Origin of the sequence: Runella zeae DSM 19591 (assembly GCF_000423565.1) — a bacterium.
In the GTDB taxonomy this organism is placed as follows: Bacteria; Bacteroidota; Bacteroidia; order Cytophagales; family Spirosomataceae; genus Runella; species Runella zeae.
In genome coordinates this window covers 1-1,897 of record NZ_AUIF01000103.1, presented here as the reverse complement: position 1 = coordinate 1,897, position 1,897 = coordinate 1, and the positions used below count along the sequence as shown (strand labels likewise).

2 protein-coding genes are annotated in these 1,897 nt (G+C 41.0%); one reads left to right on the top strand and one right to left on the bottom strand.

Annotated elements, in window-relative coordinates:
- Positions 1–293: 293 nt before the first annotated feature.
- Entirely contained in the window at positions 294–725 is a 432-nt protein-coding gene (locus G563_RS0118395) for a hypothetical protein (protein ID WP_028666583.1), read from the bottom strand.
- 131 nt (positions 726–856) lie between these two features.
- On the opposite strand from G563_RS0118395, the gene G563_RS35260 reads away from it, so the two are divergent.
- Positions 857–1,849 carry an esterase gene (locus G563_RS35260; RefSeq protein ID WP_169579785.1) on the top strand — a complete coding sequence of 331 codons (993 nt, stop codon included), beginning with the start codon at positions 857–859 and terminating at the stop codon, positions 1,847–1,849.
- The last annotated feature ends 48 nt before the right edge of the window (positions 1,850–1,897 follow it).

The window sequence follows — 1,897 nt, the reverse complement described above, 5'->3', positions numbered from 1 at the left end:
TTTGTCCAAAAGCGATGAATGAAGTTCTTGTAGTTTTTTCACAAATTTCTAACAAGATTCACATCGCTTTTATTCTTTTTGTCCAGTAATCAGGGGTTTTGTAATAATAGAGTTGTTATTTGTTTAAAATCAGACAGTTATACTCTCAAAATAGACCCACCTCGCCCTTCGGGCACCCCTCCGAGGAGGAGACTAACCCAAAATCCCCTCTTGGGAGGGGTGTCGCGTAGCGACGGGGTGGGTAAGTTTTAAACTAAAAAGCGTAACTATTTGAAAATCAAATTATAACAACTCTAATAATAAGCATAAACCGAGAACGATAAGGCTATAGCGACCAGAGTAATAGGATGGTGCCAGGTATGAAAGTAGTTGGAAAGGTGGAAAGGTGCCGAATAAATCAGTTGGTATCCTACAAATGAAACTGCAAAACCTACGGGTGGGGTATAATACCAATTCCGTGGCAACCTTCGATACAACACTTGATACAGATATAAATAAGCCGTGAGGCCAAAAGCCAAGTTGATGGTATCTGAAACGAATGCCATTTGAGGAAACGACACCAAATATCCCCTGAACCGCAGCAGATACTGAACGCCGATCAGGCAGGATGCCAATAAAAAGAAACTGGCTAACAGCAGATTGGCTTTATTACGTTTAAAATACAGAATTGTCAGCCCGAAAAAAAGATTCTGAAAACAGGCCCAGATATAAAGTGCGATTTTCATGTTTCAAAATAATACAAAAAAAAACTCATTTTTTGCACCTAATGGATAAAATTTAGTACGAATTGTCGAATTAGGAGTATTTTAGCATGCAAACAAGTCAATTTCGGAAAAATTTAAAAGTAATTGACTACATGAAAATTTGGATTTTTGTATTGCTTAGTTTGTCGCTCGTATCTCAGGCGCAAATCAACCAAAATTCACCCAACCGCCTTGTTTCGCCCGAAATCAACGCCAGCCAAACAGTAACGTTTCGCCTCAAAGCTCCTCATGCCGATACAGTACTTATAGCAGGTTGGGACATTATGAGTTATCTCGGCAAAACCAAAAGCGGATCTAAACCTTTTTCGGGTATTCCCCTTAGCAAGAATTCCGAAGGCATTTGGTCTATTACGTTAGGGCCTTTTGAGGCAAATCCCTACCAATACAATTTCGTGGTTGACGGTGTACGAACACTCGACCCCTCTAACGGGCAGGTAGTGATTACTTCTCAACTTCCGCATAGCTGGTTTGAACTGCCTACCAAAGATAAGACGGCGTTTTGGGAAGCCCGCAATGTACCGCACGGAACGGTTCATCGGCATGCCTATTTTTCGACCATTACCAACACCAATCGGGAATTATACGTTTATACGCCCGCAGATTATGAGACCAATCAACGAAAATACCCCGTTTTGTACCTACTGCACGGCAGCGGAGAAATGGCTCATTCTTGGGCCACTATTGGCTTTGCCAATTACATTGCCGACAATGCTTTTGCCGAAGGAAAAGCCCAACCTTGCATTATTGTGATGCCATTGGGACATACTGTATCGCCTGATTTGCCTTTTGAGCAACGTCAAAAGAACAATACTGAGCGTTTTGAGCAAGATTTATTTCAACATATCATGCCTTTTATAGTACAAAAATACCGTATCGAAACTGACCGAACTAAACATGCAATGGCAGGACTTTCGATGGGGGGGGCGCAAACCTCTGAAATCGGAATCAATCACCTCGAAATATTCAGCCATATCGGTATTTTTAGCGCAGGCATACCCAATTTTTCCACTAAGTATGCTTTTTTGTTCAACAATGCGGCAGAAACCAATAAAAAGATACGGCGATTGCACGAAAGTAAAAGATAGCGATTTTTGTTGAATGGATGTTTCTGAATTATTTTTTGAGATAGATGA

Excerpts from the sequence above, each read along its gene's own strand:
- G563_RS0118395 (WP_028666583.1), bottom strand. The coding sequence starts at position 725 with ATGAAAATCGCACTTTATATCTGGGCCTGTTTTCAGAATCTTTTTTTC.
- G563_RS35260 (WP_169579785.1), top strand. The coding sequence starts at position 857 with ATGAAAATTTGGATTTTTGTATTGCTTAGTTTGTCGCTCGTATCTCAG.